General features: G+C 69.4%; 17 protein-coding genes and 2 pseudogenes. 10 read left to right on the plus strand and 9 right to left on the minus strand.

All coding sequences use genetic code 11. The features are described from left to right. The first annotated feature begins 9 nt into the window (after positions 1–9). The gene (locus LNW71_RS32810) at positions 10–3,816 is read left to right on the plus strand and encodes an endo-alpha-N-acetylgalactosaminidase family protein (RefSeq protein WP_250971495.1); all 3,807 of its coding nucleotides are present in this window, start codon (positions 10–12) and stop codon (positions 3,814–3,816) included. An 88-nt stretch (positions 3,817–3,904) separates the two neighbouring features. Here the strand turns inward: LNW71_RS32810 and LNW71_RS32815 are convergent, their stop codons facing one another. Continuing rightward, complete coding sequence (locus tag LNW71_RS32815) at positions 3,905–5,200, minus strand: hypothetical protein (protein ID WP_250971496.1); 1,296 nt, start codon at positions 5,198–5,200, stop codon at positions 3,905–3,907. Next, positions 5,200–5,868, minus strand: coding sequence for a hypothetical protein (locus tag LNW71_RS32820; RefSeq protein WP_250971497.1), 669 nt, complete (start codon positions 5,866–5,868; stop codon positions 5,200–5,202). The genes LNW71_RS32815 and LNW71_RS32820 overlap by 1 nt, the downstream gene beginning before the upstream one ends. A 166-nt stretch (positions 5,869–6,034) precedes the next feature. On the opposite strand from LNW71_RS32820, the gene LNW71_RS32825 reads away from it, so the two are divergent. Beyond that, positions 6,035–6,802 carry a glucose 1-dehydrogenase gene (locus tag LNW71_RS32825; RefSeq protein ID WP_250971498.1) on the plus strand — a complete coding sequence of 256 codons (768 nt, stop codon included), beginning with the start codon at positions 6,035–6,037 and terminating at the stop codon, positions 6,800–6,802. Between the two features lie 62 nt (positions 6,803–6,864). Here LNW71_RS32825 and LNW71_RS32830 read toward each other — a convergent pair whose 3' ends face one another. Together LNW71_RS32830 and LNW71_RS32835 are read right to left on the minus strand one after the other, a co-directional pair. Then, entirely contained in the window at positions 6,865–7,662 is a 798-nt protein-coding gene (locus LNW71_RS32830) for an NEW3 domain-containing protein (protein WP_250972237.1), read from the minus strand. A 3-nt stretch (positions 7,663–7,665) separates the two neighbouring features. Next, positions 7,666–10,119 (minus strand): annotated as a pseudogene (locus LNW71_RS32835) (glycoside hydrolase N-terminal domain-containing protein); the annotation flags it as partial. A 450-nt stretch (positions 10,120–10,569) separates the two neighbouring features. Here LNW71_RS32835 and LNW71_RS32840 point away from each other — a divergent pair. The 6 genes and pseudogenes from LNW71_RS32840 to LNW71_RS32860 all read left to right on the plus strand — a co-directional run bounded on the left by LNW71_RS32840 (position 10,570) and on the right by LNW71_RS32860 (position 15,162). Beyond that, complete coding sequence (locus LNW71_RS32840; protein WP_250971499.1) at positions 10,570–11,883, plus strand: extracellular solute-binding protein; 1,314 nt, start codon at positions 10,570–10,572, stop codon at positions 11,881–11,883. Between the two features lie 61 nt (positions 11,884–11,944). Then, the gene (locus LNW71_RS32845) at positions 11,945–12,901 is read left to right on the plus strand and encodes a carbohydrate ABC transporter permease (RefSeq protein ID WP_250971500.1); all 957 of its coding nucleotides are present in this window, start codon (positions 11,945–11,947) and stop codon (positions 12,899–12,901) included. Continuing rightward, entirely contained in the window at positions 12,898–13,764 is an 867-nt protein-coding gene (locus LNW71_RS32850) for a carbohydrate ABC transporter permease (RefSeq protein ID WP_250971501.1), read from the plus strand. The genes LNW71_RS32845 and LNW71_RS32850 overlap by 4 nt, the downstream gene beginning before the upstream one ends. Positions 13,765–13,918: 154 nt before the next feature. Next, positions 13,919–14,083, plus strand: a pseudogene (locus LNW71_RS37105) (hypothetical protein); the annotation flags it as partial. Between the two features lie 169 nt (positions 14,084–14,252). Beyond that, positions 14,253–15,041: a transposase gene (locus LNW71_RS32855; RefSeq protein WP_250971502.1), complete on the plus strand. Its 789-nt coding sequence runs from the start codon at positions 14,253–14,255 to the stop codon at positions 15,039–15,041. Next, positions 14,932–15,162, plus strand: coding sequence for an IS110 family transposase (locus LNW71_RS32860; protein ID WP_250971503.1), 231 nt, complete (start codon positions 14,932–14,934; stop codon positions 15,160–15,162). Before LNW71_RS32855 ends, LNW71_RS32860 begins: the two co-directional genes overlap by 110 nt. Here LNW71_RS32860 and LNW71_RS32865 read toward each other — a convergent pair. From LNW71_RS32865 to LNW71_RS32885, 5 genes are all read right to left on the minus strand, one after another. Continuing rightward, positions 15,159–16,682, minus strand: coding sequence for an aldehyde dehydrogenase family protein (locus LNW71_RS32865; RefSeq protein WP_250971504.1), 1,524 nt, complete (start codon positions 16,680–16,682; stop codon positions 15,159–15,161). The two genes, LNW71_RS32860 and LNW71_RS32865, sit on opposite strands and share 4 nt — an antisense overlap. A 103-nt stretch (positions 16,683–16,785) precedes the next feature. After that, positions 16,786–18,036 carry a GAF domain-containing protein gene (locus LNW71_RS32870; RefSeq protein WP_250971505.1) on the minus strand — a complete coding sequence of 417 codons (1,251 nt, stop codon included), beginning with the start codon at positions 18,034–18,036 and terminating at the stop codon, positions 16,786–16,788. Between the two features lie 107 nt (positions 18,037–18,143). Continuing rightward, positions 18,144–18,734 (minus strand): peptidoglycan recognition family protein, encoded by a 591-nt coding sequence (locus LNW71_RS32875; protein ID WP_250971506.1) that lies wholly within the window; start codon positions 18,732–18,734, stop codon positions 18,144–18,146. Positions 18,735–19,264: 530 nt separating this feature from the next. Next, a complete protein-coding gene (locus LNW71_RS32880; protein ID WP_250971507.1) occupies positions 19,265–20,632 on the minus strand; it encodes an SWF or SNF family helicase in 1,368 nt (455 codons plus the stop codon). Beyond that, positions 20,629–23,514 (minus strand): DEAD/DEAH box helicase, encoded by a 2,886-nt coding sequence (locus LNW71_RS32885; RefSeq protein WP_250971508.1) that lies wholly within the window; start codon positions 23,512–23,514, stop codon positions 20,629–20,631. The genes LNW71_RS32880 and LNW71_RS32885 overlap by 4 nt, the downstream gene beginning before the upstream one ends. 254 nt (positions 23,515–23,768) lie before the next feature. Here LNW71_RS32885 and LNW71_RS32890 point away from each other — a divergent pair, with 254 nt between their 5' ends. Further along, on the plus strand, positions 23,769–24,821 hold the full coding sequence (locus LNW71_RS32890; RefSeq protein WP_250971509.1) for an acyl-CoA desaturase: 1,053 nt from the start codon (positions 23,769–23,771) through the stop codon (positions 24,819–24,821). Positions 24,822–24,918: 97 nt separating this feature from the next. Further along, positions 24,919–25,101: a hypothetical protein gene (locus tag LNW71_RS32895; RefSeq protein WP_136325839.1), complete on the plus strand. Its 183-nt coding sequence runs from the start codon at positions 24,919–24,921 to the stop codon at positions 25,099–25,101. Positions 25,102–25,216: the final 115 nt, after the last annotated feature.

Consider the following 25,216-nt stretch of genomic DNA (forward strand, 5'->3'; position numbering starts at 1 on the left):
GTAGTGTCCATGCAAAGATTCTCACGAGCGGGTCTCTTCCTGGCGGCCGTGTTGACGGTGTCGCCTGCCGTCGCCACGCAGGCCACTGCAGCCACCGACTCCGCGAGCACGACGAACGCGACCGGAGCCTCACCCGTCATCGAGTCCAGCAGCCTGCGGGTGCGGACCGGTGCCCAATTCCCTTACATCGTCGACTACACGGACCGGGCCACCGGCGCCGTCCTCGACGGTCGTGCCGAGGCAATGGACTCGGTGGTTCTCAACGGAACGTCCTACCGGGCCGAAGGCGTGGCGACGGTCGACGGCTCGACCGTCCGCTATCGGCTCACGTTCCCCGGCCTGGACGGCCTGCGCATCGACGCGCACATCGCGGTGGACGGTTCCCAGGTCACCTTCCGGATCGACAAGATCACCGACACCGAGGCGTTCCGGGTCTCGACGATCAGCATTCCCGGCCACAATCTCCTGTCCGTACGCGGAGACCAGCCCGGCGCGCATGTCACGGCGGCCCGCGTCGATCCCGACAAGAACGGCAAGGGCGACACCTTCACCCGTGTCACGGGCGACACCCCCGCCGACGTGACGCCACAAGGGTCGGCGTACGCGATCGTCAACACGGACCGGCTGGCCGCCGCGATCGAGACCAACTCCGTGCAGGACGAGGCCTCCAGCGAGAACACCCGGGTGCAGCGTCAGGCTGTCAAGACTGCCGGAACCAGCGAGGTCGGCGTCTCCAGCGGCCAGTGGACCTACCGGGCCAAGGGGTCACCCTTCACCGAGGAGCTGCCTTGGGCGAAGATCGTCGTGACCGGCGACCGCAACACCGATGACAAGGTCGACTGGCAGGACGGCGCCATCGCCTTCCGCTCGATCGAAGTCAAGGCCAAGGGCTCCGACGAGACTCCGGACCGGGTCGTCACGCACATCCCGTTCAACTTCGCCAGCTACGCGAGCAACCCCTTCCTGAAGACCCTCGACAACGTCAAGCGGATCTCGCTCGCCACGGACGGCCTGGGTCAGCTCGCCATCCTCAAGGGATACGCGCAGGAGGGACACGACTCCGCCCACCCCGACTACGGCGGCAACTACAACACTCGCGCAGGCGGTCTCGCCGACCTCAACGTCCTGGCGAAGGAGGGCAAGAAGTGGGGGGCGTCCTTCGGCGTCCACGTCAACTCCACCGAGGCGTACCCGGAGGCCAAGGCCTTCAGCGACAAGCTGGTCGACCCGAAAGCCGAGGGCTGGGACTGGCTCGGTCAGTCCTACTACATAGACCAACGACGCGACCTCACCAGTGGTGACATCGCCAAGCGCTTTCAGCAACTGCGCGACGAGACCGACCCCAACCTCAAGTTCCTTTATATGGACGTCTATTACAGCCACGGCTGGAAGTCGGACCGACTTCAGACCGAGCTGCGCAAGCAGGGCTGGCAGCTCGGCACCGAGTGGGGCGACAAGATGGAGCGCTCCTCCCTCTGGTCGCACTGGGCGAATGAGCCGAGCTACGGCGGCGATGCCAACCGCGGCATCAACTCCAAGGTCATCCGCTTCATCCGCAACGGCGAGAAGGACGTCTGGATCGACAACCCGCTGCTCGGCTCCGCGAACATCAAGGAGTGGGAGGGCTGGGGCAACCAGAACGACTGGACGGCGTTCTACGCCAACATCTGGAACCGCAATCTCCCCGCCAAGTTCCTTCAGAAGCAGCAGATCACCGAGTGGACCGACCATGAGGTGAAGCTCACCGGAGGTGTTCGCGTCACCGACGCCTCCGGCACCCGCCAGGTCTTCGTCGGCAGCGACAAGGTGCAGGACGGCAGTGCGTATCTGCTCCCCTGGACCGGCAGCAAGGCCTACCACTGGAACCCGGCCGGCGGCACCAGCACCTGGCCGGTGCCCAAGCAGTGGAAGAACGAGGACTCGGTCACCCTGTACAAGCTGACCGACCAGGGCCGGGTCAAGGTTGGTGCGCTCCCCGTCCAGGACGGCAAGGTCACCATCGAGGCGGAGAAGGGGCAGCCCTACGTCCTCTACCGCAACGACACCAAGAAGCCCCAGCAGGCTGCCTTCGGCCAGGGCTCCCATGTCACCGACCCCGGCTTCAACTCCGGTACGCTCAAGGGCTGGCAGACTGACGGCCCCGCCTCCGTCAAGCGCAATGCGCTCGGCCAGTACGAGGCGGTCGTCCCTGGCTCCGGTACGGGGACCGGCCTGACCACGACGCTGCGCGACCTGACCCGGGGCAAGCGCTACGCCGCCTCGGTCTGGGCCCAGGTCCAGCCCGGCAGGACCCGCAAGGTCACGCTCGCCGCGGGCGGTGCCGAGAACTGGATCGACCGCTCCACGGCCAAGGACGCCGTCGGCATCGACGAGAAGGGCGGCACCTACTTCCAGCGGATCACCGTTCGCTTCACCGCCAAGGCTGAGACGGCGCAGCTGAAGGTTGCGGCTGACGCGGGTGACGCGGAGGTCAAGCTCGATGACGTGCGTGTCGTGGAGACCACCAAGTCCGAGAAGGCCGGCACCGTCGCGCACTGGGACTTCGAGGACAACGAACAGGGCTGGGGCCCGTTCGTGCAGACCGAGCCCGGGAACATCCGTACCGTGCGCTCCGAGAAGCACGCCCCGTACACCAATGCCGGCTGGAACGGCCAGCTCACCGACCAGACCATCGACGGCGACCACTCGCTGAAATCCCACGAGGAGGGCGCACAGCTCGTCTACCGGACGATCCCGCAGACCGTACGGTTCGAGCCGGGGCACCGCTACAAGGTCTCCTTCGACTACCAGAACGCGTTCGCGGGCCAGTACGCCCTGTCCACGGGCTACGACCAGCTAAACGCGACCGGTGCCAAGACCACGGAGACGGAACAGATCCTCTTCGGTCAGCAGCGCACCACCGCACGCTACGACCACGAGTTCACCGCCGGCGACTGCGGTGACTACTACGTCGGCATCCGCAAGGTCGGCTCGGCCCTCGACCAGTCCGACTTCATCATCGACGACTTCACCGTGACCGACCTGGGCGAGACCGACGAAGCCGCATCCTGTGCGACGCTCGCCGTTCAGCCGAAGTCGGGCAAGCTCACGCCGGGCACGCCCAACAAGGTGGATGTGGCCTTCACCAACGGCGAGCGAATCGCCGCCACCGGGGTGAAGACCGAACTGGCCGTCCCCGAGGGCTGGACCGCGCAGCCCGAGACCTCGGACACGCTCGCCTCCGTCGCACCCGGCGCCACCGGCAAGGTGACGTGGAACGTCACCCCGAAGCCCGGCATCCCCGCCGGAAGCTTCACCCTGAACGCCAAGGCGTCCTACACCGCGGGTGAGAAGAAGTCGTCGGCCGGGGCCGCCGTCCAGGTCGGCACCGTGCCGCCCAACTACGTACCGCAGGACCGGATCAAGGTCGTGGACGTCGACAGCCAGGAGACCGAGGGCGAGAACACCCCGGCCACCAACGCACTTGACGGGGACCCCGCCACCTGGTGGGGGACCGCGTGGTCGGCGTCGTCCCCGAACTACCCGCACCACATCACGCTCGACCTGGGCGACTCGTACACCCTCAAGGAGTTCAAGTACCTGCCTCGCCAGGACCAGACCAACGACCGGATCAAGGAGTACGAGGTCTACCTCTCGGCCGACGGCCAGAACTGGGGCCAGCCTGTCGCGAAGGGCGCCTGGCCCGACAGCGCCGACGAACAGACCGTCACGCTCGGCGGACGCACCGCCCAATTCATCAAGCTCGTCGCCCTCAGCTCGGTCAACGGCCAGCCGTGGGCAGGCGCGGCCGAACTGAACGTGCTCACGCAGGAGTAGCCGGCGTCGCACTTACCTGACGGAACGGGGCAAGGGCCGGCGCCGGATGACTCCGACGCCGGCCCTTGCCCGGGCGTTGCACGTGCTCTTACACGTCGCTGCTCAACACCACGTACTCCCACTGACCGAGCGGGCGCGAGAGCAGCGGCCGGCCGTGCGACCAGTCTGCGTCGAGGCGCTCTCCGCGGGCCGTCACCTGGATGACGGAGTCCGGCTCAGGCATGCCCTTGGGCAGCCTGACCCGGAAGCCGTCCGCCTCGTCCGGGGACGCGTTCCACACCACCACGCGCCAGTGCGCACCGTCGGTCAGCACTTGAGTGACCAGCCATGGGCAGCCCGTCGCGCGGGCGTGCGTACCGCCCGAGAGCCAGTCAAGTACGGAACCGAGCTGTGCCTCGCGCTGCGGGTTCATCAGTGTCCGGCCCGGAGTGTGGGCGGGCCACGGTGTGACGGCCACCCGGCCGCCCAGTTCGTTGTCGTACAGAACCAGACCGACTCCCGTCTCCCGGCCGAGCTGGTCATGGACCACGCTCGCCACCCGGGCGTCCGGCGCCGGCTCGGCGGCCAGTAGTGCCGCCTGGGAGTAGCTCTCCACATCGATCGAGATGCTGCAGCCCGGCCGCAGTGCGAATCCGGGGTCGGTACATATCTCACGTATGTACCCTTCGGGGCCGGAACGGGCCCCGGTCAGGCCGATGAGCGGGCCGTACCCGCGCTCGAAGAGGATCCGTGCGGCCACCGAGTCCAACAGCAGGCCACCGCTCAGCCAGCTGCGCAGTTCCGCGTCGTCGTAGGCCCAGGCAGACTCCCCGGACAGGGCGTTGACCGTAGCGCCACCACGTCCGGTGACGGCGTGGCCGGCAGCGTTGAGCAGACCGACCCAGGCGCCGTGCGGCACCACGAGGGACTGCCAGCCCGTGCGTGACGTGTGCACCCGTCGGCCGGTCCTCGGCGACCAGGGAAGGCCGATACCGACGGTGCGCAGGGTCTTGGGAAATGTCTCGGAGAGCCAGTCGAAGGTGTCCCGCCACTCGGCCAGGAAGGTGGCGCGGCGTGGTTCGTCGTCCGGGTGGTTGCCGAGGAAGTCGTACAGGCTGATGGCCAAGCCGTCACAGCCCAGGATGTGGGCCATGGACATCTGGGCGGCCGTCTGGCGGAAGGACTTGTTCCACTGGCCGTAGGGCCAGCATTCGATCTCCGGAAGGCTGATGGCCGACGCGGACTGTACGGTGCGCTGCATATCGAGTTGCAGAGCGGCATGCGGCAGGTCGGCCCCGCTTACGTCGGAGTATCCCCAGAAATGCGGCCGGTGCAGCCCTGGCAGGTCGAGCCATGCCGACCAGTCGCGGCCCTCGGCGGCGTGCTGGTCGGTGCGCGAGGACATCAAGCCGAGCCGGTTGCCGAGGATCTCCCCCAGGAGGCGAGCAGCTCGCGCTGGGTCGTGTCCCAGAAGTCCAGCCACCGTTCGCGCCAGGGGTGCGGCTCGCCCGGAGCCGTGCATGCCGCGACCAACTGCTCCCGGTCGGTCTCGATACCGGTGCGGCGGGTGAACTCGGCGAGGTGCAGGGCGCAGAAGCAGCCTCCCCAGTCGAGCGGCTGATGGTTGTGCAGCCGTATATCGTCCTCGATCCACACCGCGTCGACGTCCTCCGCGGCGTAGCGGCACAGGGTCTCGGCGTAGTACTCGCGCCAGCCGGGATCCAGCGGGCACACCTGGACGGCCGCGGCCGTCCCGTGCTGGTCCGTCATCGGCTGCCAGGGCTGATCGGCCTTGGGTGAGCGCGCCCAGTCGCTGTGGCCCACGGTGTGACCGGGGTTGAGGCTGACCGCGATCCCCTCGGCGCGCAGTCGACTCCGCCACGGGCGGGTGGCGGTCAGCCAGTGGTCGATCCGGTCGAGGCTGTCATGTCCGTCGTTGAACTCCATGCCGAAGAGGAAGACGCAGATCTCTTCGGCGCGTGCGGTACGGGCCATGGCCAGCAGCCGGTCACCGACCGCCTGCGGGTCGTCGGCGGGATCCACCTGGAGGCGGAGCACATAACGTGAGGTCAACGGTTCGCACCTTTGGCTCTTGGGGTCTCTGCCTGCTGCTGCGCGAGGCGACGGCAGCAGCAGCGTGCCTATATAGCAGCTAAGCTGTCAAGCGTTCGCGGTTCGGTGCCTCATGGCGACTGGGCCGCACGGCTGCGGGCGCAGCCTCGACCATGGAGGAGCGGGTATGGGCCGGTTGACGGATCGAGTGGTCCTGGTGACGGGAGGGTCTCGCGGCATCGGCCGGGCCATTGTGGAGACCGCCGTACGCGAAGGTGCGGCCGTGGCGTTCTTCGACCTGGAGGAGAAGGCCGGGATCGCCCTCCGGGAGGAACTCACGGCGAACGGCGGGCGCGTGGTGTTCGCCCAGGTGGATGTCACCGACGGGCAGGCGCTGTCGACGGCGGTGGCCGATGTCCTCGCCGCGTACGGATGCGTCGATGTCCTGGTCAACAACGCGGGACGCAATGTGTACGCGGACCCTGTGTCGATGACCGAGGCGGAATGGGACCAGGTCTTCGACGTCGATCTGAAGGCGGCTTTCCTCTGTGCCAAACACACCCTGCCGTCCATGATCGAGCGCGGGGGCGGCTCGATCGTCAACATCGCCTCCCTGCATGCGAAGCTCACCTGCGACGGCATGTACCCGTATGCGGCGGCGAAGTCCGGACTCGTGGGTCTGACCCGGTCGATGGCCCTGAACGTGGCGAAGCACGGAGTACGTGTGAACGCGGTCAGTCCCGGCTACATCAGGACAGCGCTCGTCGACGAGTACTTCGCCCAGCACCCCGACCGCGACGTCGAGCGGAAAGCGCTCGAGGTGCACCCGCTGGGCCGCATCGGCACCGCCGAGGAGGTGGCCGAGGTGGTGTGCTTCCTGGCTTCCGACGCGGCATCCTTCGTCACCGGTGCGGACTGGGCCGTGGACGGCGGACTCGGAGTCCGCTTCGCCTGACAACTCCCTGACGGCAGCGAACGGTGCACGGCGGCGTACCGCCGTGCACCGTCGGCGTGCTGTCACCCCATGAAGATGCCGCTGACCCCCGCATTGGCGCCGGCCACCTTCTTGAGGGCGATGGTGACCCGGCCCTTCACCGACCACGAGACCCAGAAGCCCTGATCGAACCTGCCGGTGCGGAAGGTGTCGTAGACCCTGCCCGTCGCGTCCGAGACCGTGACGTCCTCGTCGCGCGGGTAGCCGCCCGCAACGCCGTCCCCGTCGACGAGATAGAGCGCGACGCGTCGGGCCGTGGCTCCGGTGTCGACCGTGAACGTGACGGTGTCGCCGAACCAGGACGGCAGGATGCGCCGCGTCGCCTCTGTCGGATGCTGCAGGGCGCGTGCCTCCGTGCTGTTGCCGTCCCAGGTCCAGGTGTCGCCCGCCTGTGAGGTGTCCAGCACCACGCCCTTCGGGCTCGTGCGCCCGAACCCCGGGATCTCCCAACCGTCGGCGCCGTACTGTCCCTTCCAGTCGCCGCGCGTGGTGTCGTCCCGCACGCGCGTTCCGACTTCCGGAGCGTCGAAGACGAGCAGCTCTCGCCTCGCGGACACCTGCCAGTCGTCCGTACGGGCGGTGGCACTGATGGTGTCCGTGCCCTGCCGGTCCCTGGGCGCGGTGAGCTCGAACTCCGCAGAGGCCGACTCGCCCGGCTTCAGGCGCGGGGTTCTCACCGCCGCGGGAGCAACCGTCCATTCGGCCGGCGCCGCGAGCGTCAGCCGTGTGCTGGACAGCGTCTTGGAGCCGATGGCTCGCAGGGTGGCCGTTGCTGTGGCCGTCCCGCCGGGCTTGACGTTCCCCGGCAACTCAAGGGTCATGCCGGCCTGAGCCACGATCCGGTACTGCTGGCCCGCCCGGGTCCGTAGCGTCAGCACGCCATTGTTCACGGCGTGGCCGGCGGGTCTCCCGTCGGACTGCTCGACACGGAACTTTCCGGCGAAGAGAGGATTGCTCAGCTTCGCCGTGACGCCGCTGCCGGACGCGATCCGGATTTCCGTCGTCGCGCCCTGGCGCCAGGTCGCACCCAGCGTGAAGTCACCCCGGGCGCGGAGCCCGTCGTAGGAACCCTTCGCTGCCCAGCGCGACGGGAGCGCGGGCAACACCTCCACGACGCTGTGACGGCTGTGGCTTTGCAGCAGCATCTCCGCGATGCCGGCCGTGGCGCCGAAGTTGCCGTCGACCTGGAACGGGGGGTGGGTGTCCCAGAGGTTGGGCAGCGTGCTGGACTTCAGTTGCTCGGAAAGCATCTTCGCGGCGTGGTCGCCGTCTCCCAGCCGCGCCCAGAAGTTTATCTTCCACGCCTTGGACCAGCCGGTGCCTCCGTCGCCGCGCGCGGTGAGTGAGACCCGGGCCGCGTCCGCGTACGCCGAACCGGCCTCGATCTGGCGACCGGGGTGCAGTGCGAAGAGATGCGAGACGTGCCGGTGGGTGTTGTCCGGATCGTCGAGGTCGGCCTTCCACTCCTGGAGCTGGCCCCATGAGCCGATCCGTAGTCCCGGGTCCATGCCGTCAAGCGTCTTCTTGACCGCTTGGCGGAACTCCCGGTCGATGCCCAGGACATCGGCCGCCTCAACGGTGTTGGTGAGCAGGTCGTACACGATCTGCTGGGAGATCGACGCGCCCGCCGTGAACTGCCCCTGCTCGGGGGAGTAGCTGGGCGACACCACCAGTTTGCCGTCGCGCGGATCGGTGTGCAGGTTGGCCAGCCAGAACTGGGACGCCTCCTTCATCGCGGGATAGGCCTTCGTCCGCAGGAAGTCCGTATCCCGGTTGAACAGATAGCGCTCGTAAAGCTGTTGGACCAGCCAGCCGTTGGCCTCCGGCATCCAGAAGGAAGTGGCCCAGTCATGGACGCCGGTGTAGCCGAAGGAATTGGTGTTCTGGTGGACGACCCATCCCTCGGTGCCGAACATCGACTCAGCTGTCCTGCGGCCGGGTTCCCGCAGTTTCTCGATGAAGCGCTGGTACGGCTCCGCGGTTTCCGCGAGATTCGTCTGCTCTGCCGGCCAGTAGTTCATCTGGACGTTGATGTTGGTGTGGTAATCCGCAGACCAGGGAGGGGTGTTGGAGTTGTTCCATACTCCCTGGAGATTCGCGGGCAGTGATCCCGGCCGTGAGGAGGCTATGAGGAGATAGCGGCCATAGGCGAAGAAGAGGGATTCCAGCGCGCGGTCGGCGGGGGAGTCGCCGCCGGTGTACGCGCTGAGCAGCTTGTCCGTGGGCAGGTCCGGCATCTGCTGGCCGATGTCCAGCCTCGTCCGGTCGAACAGACCTCGGTGGTCATCGACATGGGCCGCCCGCAACGTCTCGTACGGCTGGGCCGCGGCCCTGTCGACGGTGGCCGTCACCCGGGCGTGCGGGTCGGTTCCCCGGTAGCCCGGATCGGTGTCGGCGTAGTCCGTTCCGGCGGAGAAGACGAACGTGGCGCTGTCCGCGCCGGTCACCGTGATCAGGCCGTTGCCGTCGGTCCGGGTCCCGCCGTGGCTGACGACCTGGACCTGGCCCTCGTACTTCAGGCCATTGTCGGCGAGCGTACCCGTGATGAGCAGCCGCCCGTCCGTCGCCGTCACCGATGTCCCGGCCTGAGCGGTGGTGAAGCGCAGCGTGAAGGAGACCATGCCGGGCTGGTCCGCGGATATCCGCCCCGCGATGACTTGGCCAGGGTGACTGGCGAAGTACTCGCGTGTGAACCGGGTTTCGCCGTCGCTGTACGAGACCGAGGCCAGCGCCTCGGAAATGTCGAGGCCGCGCCGGTAGGATGTGGGCGAGGCGGGCGCGCCGGGCACTTCGAGCGTGAGTTCCCCGAAATTCTGGTAGTTGCCGAAGCCGGGGACCTTGCCCACGGTCCCGTACGTCGGATTGCCCAGCCGTCTGGACACCTCGTCGGGGTCCATCACCCCCTTCTCGTCGATGATCCTCTGCACGTCGGAGATCGCGTTTGGACGGGGCTCGGGCCAGTCTCCGTGGTCGTATCCCTCCTTGCTCCCGGGCCCGCCGGTCCACAGCGACTTCTCATTGAGCTGGAGCCGGTCGCGTGCCACCCCGCCGAAGACCTTGGCGCCCAGGGCGCCGTTGCCGATGGGCAGCGCTTCGCGTTCCCAGTCGGTCGCGGGGCTCTCGTACCAGAGGAGCTGCCCGGTCCGGGACTTCGCGGCCGCGGTGGACCCGAGAGGTGTGGCGGCCGCAGCCGTGGAGCCGCCGGCGATCACAGGGAAGGCAGCTACCGCGCCCGCTGCCGCAGCGAGCACAGACCTTCGGGTGTACTTGATTGACATGAACCGCCCCTAGCCTTCTCATCGTTGATCCACGACACACCCGACCAGAGGTCGGATGACTCACCAGCCGGACCCTAGGGGTTGACGGGGTACTGCGGCAATCAGGTGGGAAGCATCGTTTTCCCTCTGAGGAAACATCGGATTGATGAAACGGTGCGCCGTCCCGATCGCCTGACGGGCGGTCGAGCGTAGCCCGCCGTAGGCGAGTCGTAGTCGATGCCGAGTCCGCCCCCGAAATGCCCTTCGCCAGCCACTTGACTGCTTAGCTTCTAAGTCTAGTATCTGTCCTGACACCGGGTGGGTCGTCTCGGCACCCGAGGACTGACAGGCGGGCGACAGGGCTGGATCACCTGGCCGGCGGGAGTTCGTGGTGCTCTGCGCCGACACAGACCGACGCCCCTGATGAACCGCATATCGCCCGCGCCTTCGAGGCGCCAGGAAGGAACCACTGTGAGATCTGCTTGGGTGCGCGGAGCCGGAGCTCTGCTGGCCACCGCCGCGCTGGTCGTGACCAGCGCATGCTCCGCCGACTCGGGGTCGGACAAGACCGCGGCCGAGTCCGGCGGCAAGGCGAATCTGACCTTCTGGGGCTGGGCCCCCGGCTACGACAAGTCGGTGGCCGCGTTCAACGCTGCCCACCCGAACATCAAGGTCACCTTCCAGAAGACCGCATCGGGCTCGGCGGGCGGATACAGCAAGATGCTCAATGCCGTGAAGGCGGGCAACGCCCCGTGCCTGGCGCAGGTCGGGTACGAGTCCCTGCCCAGCTTCGCCGCCGCGGGCGCACTGGAGAACGTGGCGAAGTACGCCGACGCCGTCAAGGGCAAGTACGTCGGCTGGACCTGGAAGGCAGTCAGCGTCCAGGACCAGGTGTACGGGATACCGCTGGACACCGGCCCGGAGGCGATGTTCTACCGCGCCGACGTGCTCAAGAAGTTCAAGCAGCCGGTGCCCACCACCTGGAAGCAGTTCGCGGAGGTCGGCAAGGCCATCCACAAAGCCGACCCCGACGTCCATCTCGCCACCCCGCCCAGCGACGGGTACGACTTCGCGGGCCTCACCTGGCAGGCCGGCGGCCGGTGGTTCGGCACCGAGGGCGACTCATGGCAGGTGAGCATCGACAACCCGCAGAGCCGCAAGGTCGCCGCGTACTGGCAGGACCTGCACGACGCCAAGGTCCTCAAGAACACGCCCGCGCTGGACACTGCGTGGATCGCGGACGCAGACAAGGGCAACATCGTCTCGTACGTCGGTGCAGTCTGGGCGAACGCGCTGCTCTCCCAGAACCTGAAGGCCTCGGCGGGCAAATGGGCCGTCGCGCCCATGCCGCAGTGGGAAGAAGGCGGCAAGGCCGCCGGCAACAACGGCGGCTCGTCGACCGCCGTCCTCAAGGGCTGCAAGAACCCCAAGGAAGCAGTCGAGTTCGCCGACTGGTTCAGCAGCAACACCCAGAGCGCCGAGAACCTCATCAAGAACACCGGCATCTATCCGGCGGCCACTGACGCCCTGTCACTTCCGGCCGTCAACCAGTCCTCCGAGTTCTTCGGCGGCCAGAACATCTACGACGTGTTCAAGGAAGCCGCCGCCAACACCGACACCAACTGGCAGTGGGGCCCGACCATGACGCAGGTCGAGGCGGACTTCACCGACGGGATGAAGAAGGCCAACTCCGGCGGCGGGTCCTTCGCCGATGCGCTGACCGGCACACAGTCCAAGACTCTCTCCGCGATGAAGGCCCAGGGCCTGACGGCCTCGGGCAGCTGACAGCGTCGCGGGCCGCCGCCCACCCCTCGGCGGCCCGCGGCCCGTACGACGGGAATCCACCGTGACCACCACAACCACCGTGAGCCGGACGCCGGCCCGGGCGGCCGCGCAGCCCGCGGCCCCTCCGACCGGAGCTGCTCGCCGCCGCACCCGCAGCGCGGTGCTGTTCCTGACACCGTTCTGCGGACTGTTCCTCGGCACCTTCATCGCTCCCATCTGCTACGCGCTCTACCAGAGCCTGTTCACCCTGCACCGCGACGGGCTCGGGCTCACCGCACCCACCACCCGCTTCGCGGGCGCGGACAACTACACGCGGGTGCTGCACGACGGCCAGTTCCTCGAATCGATCCTGAGGGTCGTCGGGCTGGGCCTGGTGCAGGTGCCCGTGATGCTCGGACTGGCGCTGCTGCTGGCGCTGCTGCTGGACTCCGTCTCCGCACGGTGGCCGGGCGTCTTCCGGACGCTGTTCTTCCTGCCGTACACACTGCCTGGAGTGATCGCGGCCATCATGTGGTCGTTCCTCTACCAGCCCGATGTGAGCCCGATCGCGTCAGTTGCCTCGCATCTCGGCCTGCACCTCGACTTCCTTTCGTCAGGGACCGTCCTGCTGTCCATCGGCAACATGGTCACCTGGGGCTGGACCGGCTACAACATGCTGATCATCTACGCCGCGCTGAAGGCGATCCCCGCCGAGCTCTTCGAGGCGGCCGCGCTCGACGGCTGCTCGGGCTGGCGGGTGGCCTGGCACATCAAGATCCCCATGGTGCGCGGGGCGCTGATCCTGACCACCGTCTTCTCGATCATCGGCACCCTGCAGCTGTACAGCGAGCCGGCGATCCTCCACCAGATCGCCGACTCGGTCACCTCCGAGTACACGCCGATCCTGGCCGCCCAGAAGTCCGCCGACTCCGGCAACTACCAGTACGCCGCCGCCGAGTCGGTCGTGCTGGCGCTGCTGACGCTGGTGCTGTCCTTCGGGTTCCTCAAATTCACCCAGCGCAAGGGGGCCGGGGCATGAGCGCGCCGCAGTCCGTAGTCCGTCGTTCCGCGGGTCCGTTCACCGGCCGCGTGGCCGTCACATCGGTCATGGTGCTGTTCGCCGTGTACTCGGTGCTGCCCGTGTGGTGGCTACTGGTGACGGCGACCAAGAACAAGGGATATCTCTTCACCACCAACGGCTTCTGGTTCTCGCACTTCGACCTGTGGGCCAATGTGCGCGACGTCTTCACCATGGACGGCGGGATCTTCGCCCGGTGGATGCTCAACAGCGTGCTCTACAGCACGGTGGGCGCCGCCATCGGAACCCTGCTGTCGGCGGCCGCCGGCTACGCGCTCGCGAAGTACCGGTTCCGTGGCCGGGAAGCAGTGTTCAACACCGTGCTCGCGGCGGTTTTGGTCCCCGCGACGCTCTTCGCGCTGCCGCTGTATCTGATGTTCTCCGAGATCCATCTCGTGAACACCTACTGGGCGGTGCTGATCCCCAGCGTGGTCAGCCCGTTCGGCGTGTATCTGTCCCGGGTGTACGCCGCCGACTCCATGCCGGACGAGCTCATCGAGGCCGGGCGCGTCGACGGGGCCGGGGAGGTGCGGATCTTCTTCACCATCGCGCTGCGGGTGATGTCACCCGCTCTCGTCACCGTCTTCCTGTTCCAGTTCGTCGGAATCTGGAACAACTACCTGCTGCCCGTGCTGATGCTCGCCGACGACCGGCTGCAGCCGGTGACCGTCGGTCTTGCCGGCTGGCGGGAACAGCTCAACAACGGCACCCCCTACAACGTCACTGTCACAGGCGCATTCCTGTCCGTGCTGCCGCTCCTAGTGGCGTTCCTGTGTCTCCAGCGGTTCTGGCGCTCCGGCCTGACCGCGGGAAGCGTCAAGTGAACGAACTGTCCCCCTTACCGCACCGCGACCTCAGATTGCAGAGGCATGCCATGCCATCCGTGCGCGTATCGAGACTCCTTGTGCGACGGCCGTTGCCGTCACGGCGGGCGCCTGCCTCACGGCACCGCACGCCGTGGCCGACGCGGGCCCGGCGGTGACCATCAGCTCCGCCGATCTCGCCGTCGATGTGTCGACGGCTTTCCCCGGTGTCCTCGCCTACACCTGGGCCGACCGTGGCGCGGTGCTCCACGGCGACGTGGGCAGCATTCCGGTGCTTGCCGTGAACGGCACGACGTACATCCCGGGCGTCGAGACGAGCGCGGAGAGTGATCACACCGACGAGAGCAGGACGGTCGAGTCGGTGACCCTGCCCAACGACCCGGCGCCGCACATCTTCGGCCTCGCCGCCAAGTCAATGGTGGGCGGCGCCCCCCAGCATCACCCAACCGCTTCACCCGCGCCACGTCACCACCGACGGCCCCGAGGACGTGCTCCTCGAGGTGGACACTCACAAGGACTTCCACGCGGCTGCCGTGGTCACCACGGTTGGGGCCACCCTGGATGGCCGGTCCTTCACCGCTACCGCGGACGGCTACCGTCAACTGCGGGCCTGGGCTCGTTCCTTCGGAACACTGCGGCGGGCAGGGGTCGAATGCACCGGTTCCTACGCGGCCGCGCTGACCCGCTATCTGCGAGGCGCCGGTATAGAGGTGACTGAGGTCAACCAGCCGGACAAGGCCGCCCGGCGCCGACACGGCAAAACCGACGCGGTCGACGCCGAGGCCGCCGCCCGAGCAGTCCTGTCCGGACGCGCCACCGCGACAGCCAAGGCGGCAGACGGACCGGTGGAGGCACTACGGCTGTTCAGGATGGCCAAAGGGTCGGCCACCAAGTCCCGCACTCAAGCGATCAACCAACTCAAGTCCGTCCTGATCCCGACGGCCCCGGCACTCCGGGAATCGCTGGCCGGCCTGAGCAATGTGAAGCTGATCCGCAGCTGCGCGGAGCTGGACGTCGCAGCAGGCAACGACTCAGCAGCGGCAGCCCGCCACACCCTGCGCCTACTGGCCCGCCGCATCCAGAGCCTGACGGAGGAAATCAACGACCTCAACCAGCGGATGACCGACGCGGTCTTGATCGCTGCCCCAGGTCTCCTGGACCACCGTGGTGTCGGTCCGGACACCCGCCGCAGCCCTGCTCATAGCCGCCGGCGACAACCCGGACCGGCTGGGCAGCGAGGCATCCTTCGCCGCACTGTGCGGCACCAGTCCTGTTGAGGCTTCCTCGGGCAAGACCCAGCGCCGCAGGCTGAACCGCGGAGGCGATCGCCAGGCCAACTCCGCGCTCTACACGATCGTTCTCAGCCGATTGCGCTGGGATCCGCGCACACGCGACTAGAAGAACCCGAGCTTCTTCGCCGAGTACGACACGAGAAGATTCTTCGTCTGCTGGTAGTGCTCCAGCATCATCTTGTGGTTCTCCCGGCCGATCCCGGACTGCTTGTACCCGCCGAAAGCCGCGTGGGCCGGGTACGCGTGATAACAGTTCGTCCAGACCCGGCCGGCCTGGATGGCGCGGCCGGCGCGGTACGCCGTGTTGGCGTCGCGGGTCCAGACGCCCGCGCCGAGCCCGTACAGGGTGTCGTTCGCGGTGCGGATCGCGTCGTCGAAGTCCGAGAAGGACGTGACCGCGACGACGGGGCCGAAGATCTCTTCCTGGAAGACGCGCATCCGGTTGTCGCCCTCGAAGATCGTCGGCTGCACGTAGTAGCCGCCCGCCAGCTCCCCGTCGTACTCGATCTGCCGGCCGCCCGTGAGGATCTTCGCGCCCTCCTGCTGGCCGATGTCCAGGTACGAGAGGATCTTCTGGAGCTGGTCGTTGGAGGCCTGGGCGCCGATCATCGTGTCCGTGTCCAGCGGGTGGCCCGGGACGATCTGTTCGGTGCGGGCGATGCCCGCCTCCAGGAACTCGCTGTAGTGGCCGCGCTGGATGAGGGCGCGGGAGGGGCAGGTGCAGACCTCGCCCTGGTTGAGGGCGAACATCGTGAAGCCTTCGAGGGCCTTGTCGCGGAAGTCGTCGTCGGCCGACCAGACGTCGTCGAAGAAGATGTTCGGCGACTTGCCGCCCAGCTCCAGGGTCACCGGCTTGATGTTCTCGGAGGCGTACTGCATGATCAGCCGCCCCGTCGTGGTCTCACCGGTGAACGCGATCTTCGCGACGCGCGGGCTGGAGGCCAGCGGTTTGCCGGCCTCCGCGCCGAATCCGTTGACGATGTTGACGACACCCGGCGGGAGCAGGTCGGCCACCAGGCTCAGCCACACATGGATGGAGGCCGGGGTCTGTTCGGCCGGCTTGAGGACCACGGCGTTGCCCGCCGCGAGGGCCGGGGCCAGCTTCCACGTGGCCATCAGGATGGGGAAGTTCCACGGAATGATCTGGGCGACGACTCCGAGCGGCTCGTGGAAGTGGTACGCGACGGTGTCCTCGTCGACCTGGCTCAGCGAGCCCTCCTGGGCACGCAGCGCCCCGGCGAAGTAGCGGAAGTGGTCGACGGCCAGCGGGATGTCGGCCGCGAGGGTCTCCCGCACCGGCTTGCCGTTCTCCCAGCTCTCGGCAACCGCGAGCTCCTCCAGATGCGCCTCCATCCGGTCCGCGATCCGGTTCAGGACCGAGGCGCGGTCGCCCGCTGACGTGGCGCCCCAGGCGGGCGCCGCGGCGTGCGCGGCGTCCAGGGCGAGCTCGACGTCCTCGGCGGTTCCGCGGGCGACCTCGGTGAACGGGCGGCCGTTGACGGGGCTCGGGTTCTCGAAGTACTGGCCACGGGCCGGCGGTACGTACGCGCCACCGATCCAGTGGTCGTAGCGCGACTCGTACGAGACGATCGCGCCCTCGGTGCCCGGCGCAGCGTAACGGGTCATCTCTGTGGCCTCCCGGATCCGGTGCCGCCCGCCGTTGGACGGCCCTCGGCGTGAGGCTAGGCAGCGTGACGTTGCAACCCCGTTGCGAAGCGCCGGGCAGGTCCTACCGCTGTTCCGCGTCCAGGGTCCTGGCCCGGGCGAGCAGGGCGGGCCGCTGCGCCGCGGGTGCGGCCGCGGCCAGCGCCCGCCATGCCGGGAGATCGTCCTCGCCCCACGGGCTGGACGCCCAGTCCGCCAGCAGTCCCGGATCGCCGCGTGCGATCAGGGCGGCCCGCAGTGAGTCGTCGAGCCGGCGCCGCAGCCGTACGACCGAGGGGGCCTGCGAACCGGGCAGCAGGGGCCCCGCGTAGGCGCTCAGGGCCGCGGCCACCGCGCCGGAGGCCAGCCGGCGCGCGACCGTGTCGAAGTCGGCGTCGACGGGGGAGGCGAGGCGGTAGGGACGGGACAACAGCAGATCAGGGCCGAGCAGTCGGCGCAGCCGGGAGAGTTCGGCCCGCAGCGTCACGGGGGTGACCGACTCGTCCTCGTACAGTTCGACCAGGAGCTCGTCGCCGCCGATGCCCTCCGGGCGCCGGGCCAGTGCCACCAGGATCTCGCTGTGCCGCCGGCTGAGGCGCAGCCCCCGCCCGCCCACGATCAGCAGCGCCTCGTCCCTGCCGAGTGCGCTCAGACGCACGGAACCGGCAGCCGGCGACGGGGCGAGCAGGGCCAGCTGGGACTCCGCGGCGCGCGCCACGGCCTGGACGAACGCCAGGCTGTGCGGATGCGCGAGCCGGTCCCCTCCCGTGATGTCGACCGCGCCCAGCACGCGTCCGGTGTGCGGGTCGTGCAGCGGCGCGGCCGCGCACGTCCACTGCTGTACCGGGCGCAGGAAGTGCTCGGCCGCGAACACCTGGACCGGCCGGTCCACGGCGATGGCCGTCCCCGGTGCGTTGGTGCCGGCCACGGACTCAGCCCAGCGGGCACCCTCGACGAAGTTCATCCGCCCGGCACGCCGCCTGGTCACCGCGTGCCCCTCGACCCACAGCAGCCTGCCGTGCGCGTCGCACACCGCCAGGAGGTGTTCCCCGTCCGTCGCGTAGGCGCTCATCAGCTCACGGATCACCGGCATGGCACGGGCGAGCGGATGGGACTCCCGGTACGGTCCGACCTCTTCGGCGTCCAGATCGACCAGGGCCGCGCCGTCGGGGCAGACGCGGGCACGCACCGAGCGCCGCCAGGACTCGCCGACCACCGGCCGGACGGGCCGCTCCAGGCGGCCGGCCGCGGTGAACACCTCGTGTGCGTGCCGCAGTTCGCCGCGTCGCTCGCGGGGATCCGCGCCGGCTGCCAGGGCCAACCAGGGGTCCGTCAACTCACCCTCCCGTCCAGGGGCGTCGTACACCCCCATCGTCGTCGCAGCCGTCGTCTGCGACAACCTTGGTGCGGAGAGTAATCGGCCGGGCCGGAGCCGGCCGCGGGTCAGCCCGTGCCGAGGAGGTTGACGAGGCGGATGTAGCGGACCCAGTCCCAGTTCGGGCCCGGATCGGTGTGGTCGGTGCCCGGCACCTGGACGTGGCCGAGGATGTGCGCACGGTCCTTGGGTATGCCGTAGCGGTCGCAGACCGAGGCGGTCAGCAGCGCCGACTTCTCGTACATGGCGTCGGTGAAGTATGCGGGCTGGTCGACATAGCCCTCGTGCTCGATGCCGATGCTCCGGGTGTTGTAGTCCCAGTTGCCCGCGTGCCAGGCGATGTTCTTCTCCCTGACGCACTGGTCGATGTAACCGTCCACCGAGCGGACCACGTAGTGGGCGGAGACCTTCTTCGCCGGATTCTGGAAGATCGCGACCGCGTCCGAGAACGTCTCCTGGGTGACATGGATGATCACGTACTGCACGGGATACGCCGAAGGGCGGCTGGAGACCGTGTAGTTGGACGTGGAGGCCGGCACCCAGTGGGCCGACGGGTAGTCCGTGCTGCCTGCTGTCGCTGCGGCGGCCCGGGCGGAGGCGGGGAGCAGGGCGGTCGCAGCCGTCGCAGCGGCGCCCTGGAGGATCCTTCTCCGGTGCATGTGAACTCCAGCTGTATGCGGGGGAGGAGCGGGTGGCGGGGGAGGGCCCCGGCTGTCTCAGGGGGTCGGCTCCGGGGTCTGCCCCGGAGCGTCCTGCGGAGGCGTTCGTCCGTTCGCGCCGGCCGGGCCGGATGCCTGTGGGCCTGGAGATGGCGCGGCCCGTCCGCATGGCGCGGGGGTCCGGCGGTGGATTCCCCACGGCATCCTGCGACTCCCTCTTGTCCGTTGACGGGAATGCGTTGTCCGATGTGCGGCCGAGCGATCGGCGGCCCCTACCGTACGGGCGTCGCGCGGGTGGCGGAAGTCGGCTGAGGCTCGAAAGCCCTCTGGAGTATGGGCTGTTGGGATGCTCACGAATCCGGAGGAGCCGGCGCGGCGGCGGAATTCCGGGCTCCCGCCGGCCGGCTGTCGTGACCGCCGTCGGTCTCCGCCCTGGCCTGCGACGGCCGGTGGCATCGAGTGAACCGCGCGGCAGGACGCGACGGCGGGCAGGGGCGACGCGCTCGCCCCTGCCCGCCGTCGCGCTGCGGTCAGGCGTCCGTCCGGCCAGCATCCGCCAGGGCGGCTGCCGGATCGTCGTCGCAGGGGCCGGCAGGAGTCCAGCGCCCGCTCTCCTTGCGGTACGGATACCAGCGCCCGTCCCGCCCGTAGCGGAGCTGGACGGTGCCGTCCACCGAGGTCCAGCGGTTGTGCTCGGCCCGCAGCCCGGGTGCGTCGTCCTCCTCCCAGGCCTCGGCGAGCTGCGTCCTGGCGCGGGCCAGGGACGCGGCGTCCGGCGTCCACTCCTCGTCGAGCACGGCGAGCGCGGCCGCACCGCCGTACTGCCAGGCACGCACCGCGGCCTGCAACCCGGCCGGTCTGCGCGCCGACCCGGCCGCCAGCCGGTTGGCGATCCATGGTTCGGGACGCGCGTCCGCGGCCAGCCGCACCGCGTCCTGCTCGGGTGTCAGACCGGCCGGGACCGGCTGCAGCCCGTGGCCGGGGGACAGGGCTTCCGCGAGCATCCGGTGGGCCCGCGCCGCGCTGTCCGTCGCCAGCATCTCCAGCGCCGTCGGGTCCACGCCCGGCTCCGGGTCGGTCTCCGTGTCCAGCGAGGGCGACACCCCGGCCTCGGCGGGAAGCGAGGGGGGCGCGGGCAGCGGTGGGAGAGCGTCCCCCGCCGCATGGACCTCGGCCGCCGGAACCCCGCGCACGCCCCGGTCCCCGGGCACCACCGCGGAGACGTCGACCGCCGCGGACGGCTCGTGCCCGGCGGCCCGGACGGTGATCCGCACCTGGAGCTCGTCCAGCAGCCGACGTTCGCCGCGCCCCCGCATGAGCAGCAGGACGAACGGGTCCTGGTCCAGCAGCCGCGCCACCTGATAGCAGAGCGCCGCGGTGTGCGGGCAGTGGTCCCAGGCCTCGCAGGTGCACTCCGGGTCGAGGTCACCGATGGCCGGAAGCAGATCCACGCCCGCCGCGGCGGCGTCCTCGACCAGATCCGGCGGCATCTCACGGTCGAGCAGCGCCGCTATGTGGCCGGCCCGTTCGACCGCCATGTCCAGGAACCGGTCCCACTTCTCCTCGCTCAGCTCCTGGAGCAGCACATCGCTGCGGTACGCGTTCGCATCGTGGTCCTGGACCACCGAGGTGATCCGGCCGGGCCGCACGGAGACCGCACCGACCCGGCCCTCCCGGGCGAACCGGCGTCCCCTCTTGAGCTGTTGGCCGTCCAGCGCGGTGTCCTCCAGCGCCTTCAGCCATGCCCGGCCCCACCACGACTCCGCGAAGCCGCGGCCGCTCGCGGGCGGCAGCGGGGCGAAGGTGCGCTCCTGCTCGGGTGCCGAGGGCGCGGTGTCGTCCTGCTCGTCGCTGTCGTACCGGTCGGCGTACTCGTCGCGTCCGTATCCGTCGCTCATCGTGCGCCCCCTCGCAATTCCACCAGATCGGCCAGTTCCGCATCGCTGAGCTCGGTCAGGGCGCTCTCGCCGGAACCGAGCACCGCGTCCGCCAGGCCCTGCTTGCGGGCCAGCATGTCGGCGATCCGGTCCTCGATCGTGCCCTCGGCGATCAGCCGGTGGACCTGGACCGGCTGGGTCTGCCCGATGCGGTACGCCCGGTCGGTCGCCTGCGCCTCGACCGCGGGGTTCCACCAGCGGTCGAAGTGCACCACATGACCCGCCCTGGTGAGGTTGAGCCCGGTTCCGGCCGCCTTGAGCGACAGCAGGAAGACCGGCGCCTCGCCCGCCTGGAAGCGGTTCACCATCGTCTCCCGCGCGGCGACCGGCGTGCCGCCGTGCAGGAACTGGGTGCGGACCCCGCGCGCCGCCAGATGCCGTTCGAGCAGCCGGGCCATCTGCACGTACTGGGTGAACACGAGGACGGCCGCGCCCTCCGCGAGAATGGTGTCCAGCAGTTCGTCGAGCAGTTCCACCTTCCCCGAACGACCGGTGATCCGCGGTTCCTCCTCCTTGAGGTACTGCGCCGGGTGGTTGCAGATCTGTTTGAGCGCGGTCAGCAGTTTCACCACCAGACCGCGCCGGGCGATGCCGTCGGCGTCGGAGATCGCCGCCAGGGTCTCGCGTACCACTGCCTCGTACAGACCCGTCTGCTCGGCTGTCAGGGAGACCGCACGGTCCGTCTCGGTCTTCGGCGGCAGCTCCGGGGCGATGCCCGGATCGGACTTGCGCCGGCGCAGCAGGAACGGCCGTACCAGCGCGCCGAGCCGCTCGGCCGCAGCCGGGTCGCTGCCGCCCTCCGCGGCGCGCGCGTACCGGGTACGGAAGGTGCCGAGCCGGCCGAGCAGGCCGGGCGTCGTCCAGTCCAGGATCGCCCACAGTTCCGAGAGGTTGTTCTCCACGGGGGTGCCGGTCAGGGCCACCCGCGCCTGCGCGCCGATCGTGCGGAGCTGCTTGGCCGTTGCCGAGTACGGGTTCTTCACGTGCTGCGCCTCGTCCGCGACGACCATGCCCCACCGGGTGGCCGCGAGCTTCGGCGCGTCCAGCCGCATGGTTCCGTACGTGGTGAGCACGAACTCGCCGTCCGCCAGGTCCTCCAGACTGCGCGATCCGCCGTGGAACCGGCGCACCGCGGTGCCCGGCGCGAACTTCTCGATCTCCCGCTGCCAGTTGCCCATCAGGGAGGTCGGGCAGACCACCAGGGTGGGGCCCGCGGCCGATTCGAGGGTCTGCCGGTGCAGATGCAGCGCGATCAGGGTGATGGTCTTGCCGAGCCCCATGTCATCGGCGAGGCAGCCGCCGAGTCCGAGCGAGGTCATCGTGTGCAGCCAGTTCAGGCCGCGCAGCTGGTAGTCGCGCAACGTCGCGTCGAGCGCCGCCGGCTGACCGAGCGCCGGCTCCTCGCCCTGCGCCTGCCGGGACTCCGGATCGGCGACCTGCTGCCGCAGCGTCTCAAGCCACCCGGTAGCCCGCACCTCCACCCGGCGGCCGCCGACCTCGGTGGAACCGGTCAGCACCGCCCCGAGTGCGTCGATCGGCGTCACCTTGCGGTCCTGGGTCTCCCGGGCGCGACGCGCTTCGTCGGGGTCGATCAGCACCCACTGGTCACGCAGCCGCACCAGTGGCCTGCCCGCCTCGGCCAGCCGGTCGACCTCGGCGCGGCTGAGCTTCTGGTCACCGAGCGCGAACCACCAGTTGAACGTGAGCAGGGCGTCCGCGGACAGGAGCGGTGCGGTGTCCGACGCGGTACGTCCCGGGGAACCGCCGTCCTCGTCCTCGTCGCCGGCCGGGCCGATCACCGCGCGCGCCGTGAGCTTGCGGGCCAGCGCGCGCGGCCAGTGCACCTGGACGCCCGTCGCGGCCAGGGCCCGTGAGGCGGGGCCGAGCAGTTCGACGATCTCCTCGTCGGCCGGGTCCACGGCGTCGGGCACGGCCGCCGACAGCAGCGGGGTCAGAGGCGGCCAGGCGCGGGCTGCCCGGCGCAGCATCAGCAGCGCGTCCATCCGGGCCCTCGGCCCGAAGGCCGCGGCGGTCGGCCCGCTGCCGGCCCAGATCTCGGCGGCGTCGGTGACCAGGGCCGGATCGTTGACGCTGTGGATCTGCGGCACCACCCGGAACGCGGGCCCTGCGGACGGATCGTCGGCCCGGTCGAGGCCGGAGACCTCCACCCGCAGCGAGAGCCGGACGCCCGCGTCGTGCCCGGCGGCGACATCGGCGACCCAGGCGCGCTGATCCGGCAGATGCTGCGGCGCGTCCGCGGCGAAGGCCGGGCCGCCGGTGGCGAAGGCGGCGCCCGGCGTGCGCGGCAGGCCGTCGGCGACCGCGTCGAGGAACGCCCGCACCAGCCACTCCGGTTCGGGCAGCAGCAGGGGCTCCGCCGCAGCATCCAGCGGCACCGCATGGGCACTTGGCGGCATGGAGGCGGCAAGAATACGGATCCGGGTCTGATCGTCCGCGGTGAGCGGACCGGCCCGCCACGTGTCGTGGTCCGTCGCGCTCAGTCCCGGCAACAGCAGTCCACGGGCGGTGAACTGCAGGGCCAGCAGGGCTGCCGCACCCCAGAAGGCGGCCGAAGGCGAGGCGGGTGCCAGGACCCGTGCCCGAGTCAGTACGGGCAGGGCGTCGCGGACGGGGAGCAGTCGCGCCGTCACCCCGTACGGCTGGGCCCCGGTGCCGGTCACGGTCAGTTCCTCGACGGTCCCGGGGGCGTCGGGCGGGCTGTTACCTTCGGGGTGCCAGAAGGCGACGCGTCCGGCGCGGTAGGGATCCGCGGGCAGGAAAACCACGGAGCAGCCGGCGAGCACGGAGATCTCGGAGGGCGTTGCTGCGGGGAGACTGTGCACAGCGATGTCAGATTCCTCAAATTTGACTAGTGGGCCGGGGTCGCCGAGGGTACTCCATCACATCCGCCGACGGGGCCGACTTCCGAGTGATCCACCTCACTCGCCGATGCCCGGTATGTCGGCAGGTGTAGCCAGCCCCCCTCCGGAATGAGGGGGTTGGCACCAGCAGATATCGGGTGGTGGCTCCATGGCTGCTATACATCTGCGACCCGTACGTTTCATCAGGTCAGCGCACCCCTAAGACCGGAGACATCATGCCTCAGGCCGCAACCACCGTCGCGGAACGAACCCGCGACGGTGCCGCAAGTGCCGGAAGTACAGGAAGTGACTTCGCGCCACTGCTGCGGGCCGTCAAGGGGCAGGGACTCCTCGAGCGGCGCACCGGCTGGTACGCGGCAGGCATTGCCGCCAATCTGCTCGCTCTGGGCGCCGTGCTCACCGGCATGGTCCTCCTCGGCGACACATGGTGGACCCTCCTGCTCGCACTGCCCCTCGCCGTCATCTGGTCCCGTACCGCGTTCGTCGGCCACGACGCCGGGCATGCCCAGATAACCGGCGACCGGCGGGCGAGCCGGGCCATCGGCCTGGTGCACGCCAATCTGCTCCTCGGCATGAACGAGGCGTGGTGGAACGACAAGCACGTACGCCACCACGCCAACCCCAACCACGTGGACAAGGACCCGGACGTCGGCGTCGGGGCGCTCGTCTGGACCCAGAAACAAGCCGCGCAGCGCGAAGGATTCGCCCGCTGGCTCACCCGCAACCAGGCCCTGCTGTTCTTCCCGATGCTGCTCCTCGAAGGCATCGCCCTGAAGATCTCCGGCTTCCAGTACCTGCGGCAGCAGCCCGCCCGGGAGCGCACCCTGTCGGCCCTGCTGCTGGTCGCCCACCTCGGGCTCTACGCCGCGCTGCTGCTCACCGTCATGTCGCCGGGGAAGGCCGTCGTCTTCGCGCTCGTGCACCACGCGCTCTTCGGCCTTCACCTCGGCATGGCGTTCGCCCCGAACCACAAGGGCATGGAGATGCCCGACCCCGACGGTGACCGCTGGGGCCACCTGCAGCGTCAGGTCCTCACCTCGCGCAACGTGCGGGGCGCCGTCCTCACCGACTGGTTCCTCGGCGGACTCAACTACCAGATCGAGCACCACCTCTTCCCGAGCATGCCCCGCCCGCACCTGCGGCTGGCGCAGCCGCTGGTCAAGGCCCACTGCGAGGCGCTCGGCATGCCGTACGCGGAGACCGGACTCGTCGAGTCCTACCGCCAGGCGCTGGAGCACATGCACGAGGTCGGCGCGCCGCTCAGGTGACCCGTCGCGGCCGGGTCCGCGACAGGCTGGAACCGATGAGAGCACACAGGCGTTCTCACAGCAGGAGCGGCCACTGGCCGCGAAGGAGGCGTGGACGATGTCGAACAGCGCAAAGATCGCCATCGGGGGAGTTGTCGTCGCAGTCGTCCTGATGCCGTTCATCGGGTTCTGGCTGTCACTGCTGGTGCTCATCGGAGTTCCCGCGATCGCCTATCTGGCCCTGGATCCCAGCCAGCGGCGCAGGCTCCGAAGGATCACCCGGAAGGAAATCGGCCGCTGAGAGGGTGCCGCCCGCAGCGAGCGGGGCACTCACCGCCGTGAACAGGAACGGCACGTCTGCAGGGGAGTGACGGGCGGGTGCCGGCAGCCGGCACCCGCCTCACCCCGTGGTGCGG

The sequence above is a fragment of the Streptomyces sp. RKAG290 genome (assembly GCF_023701695.1).
Taxonomy (GTDB): Bacteria; Actinomycetota; Actinomycetes; order Streptomycetales; family Streptomycetaceae; genus Streptomyces.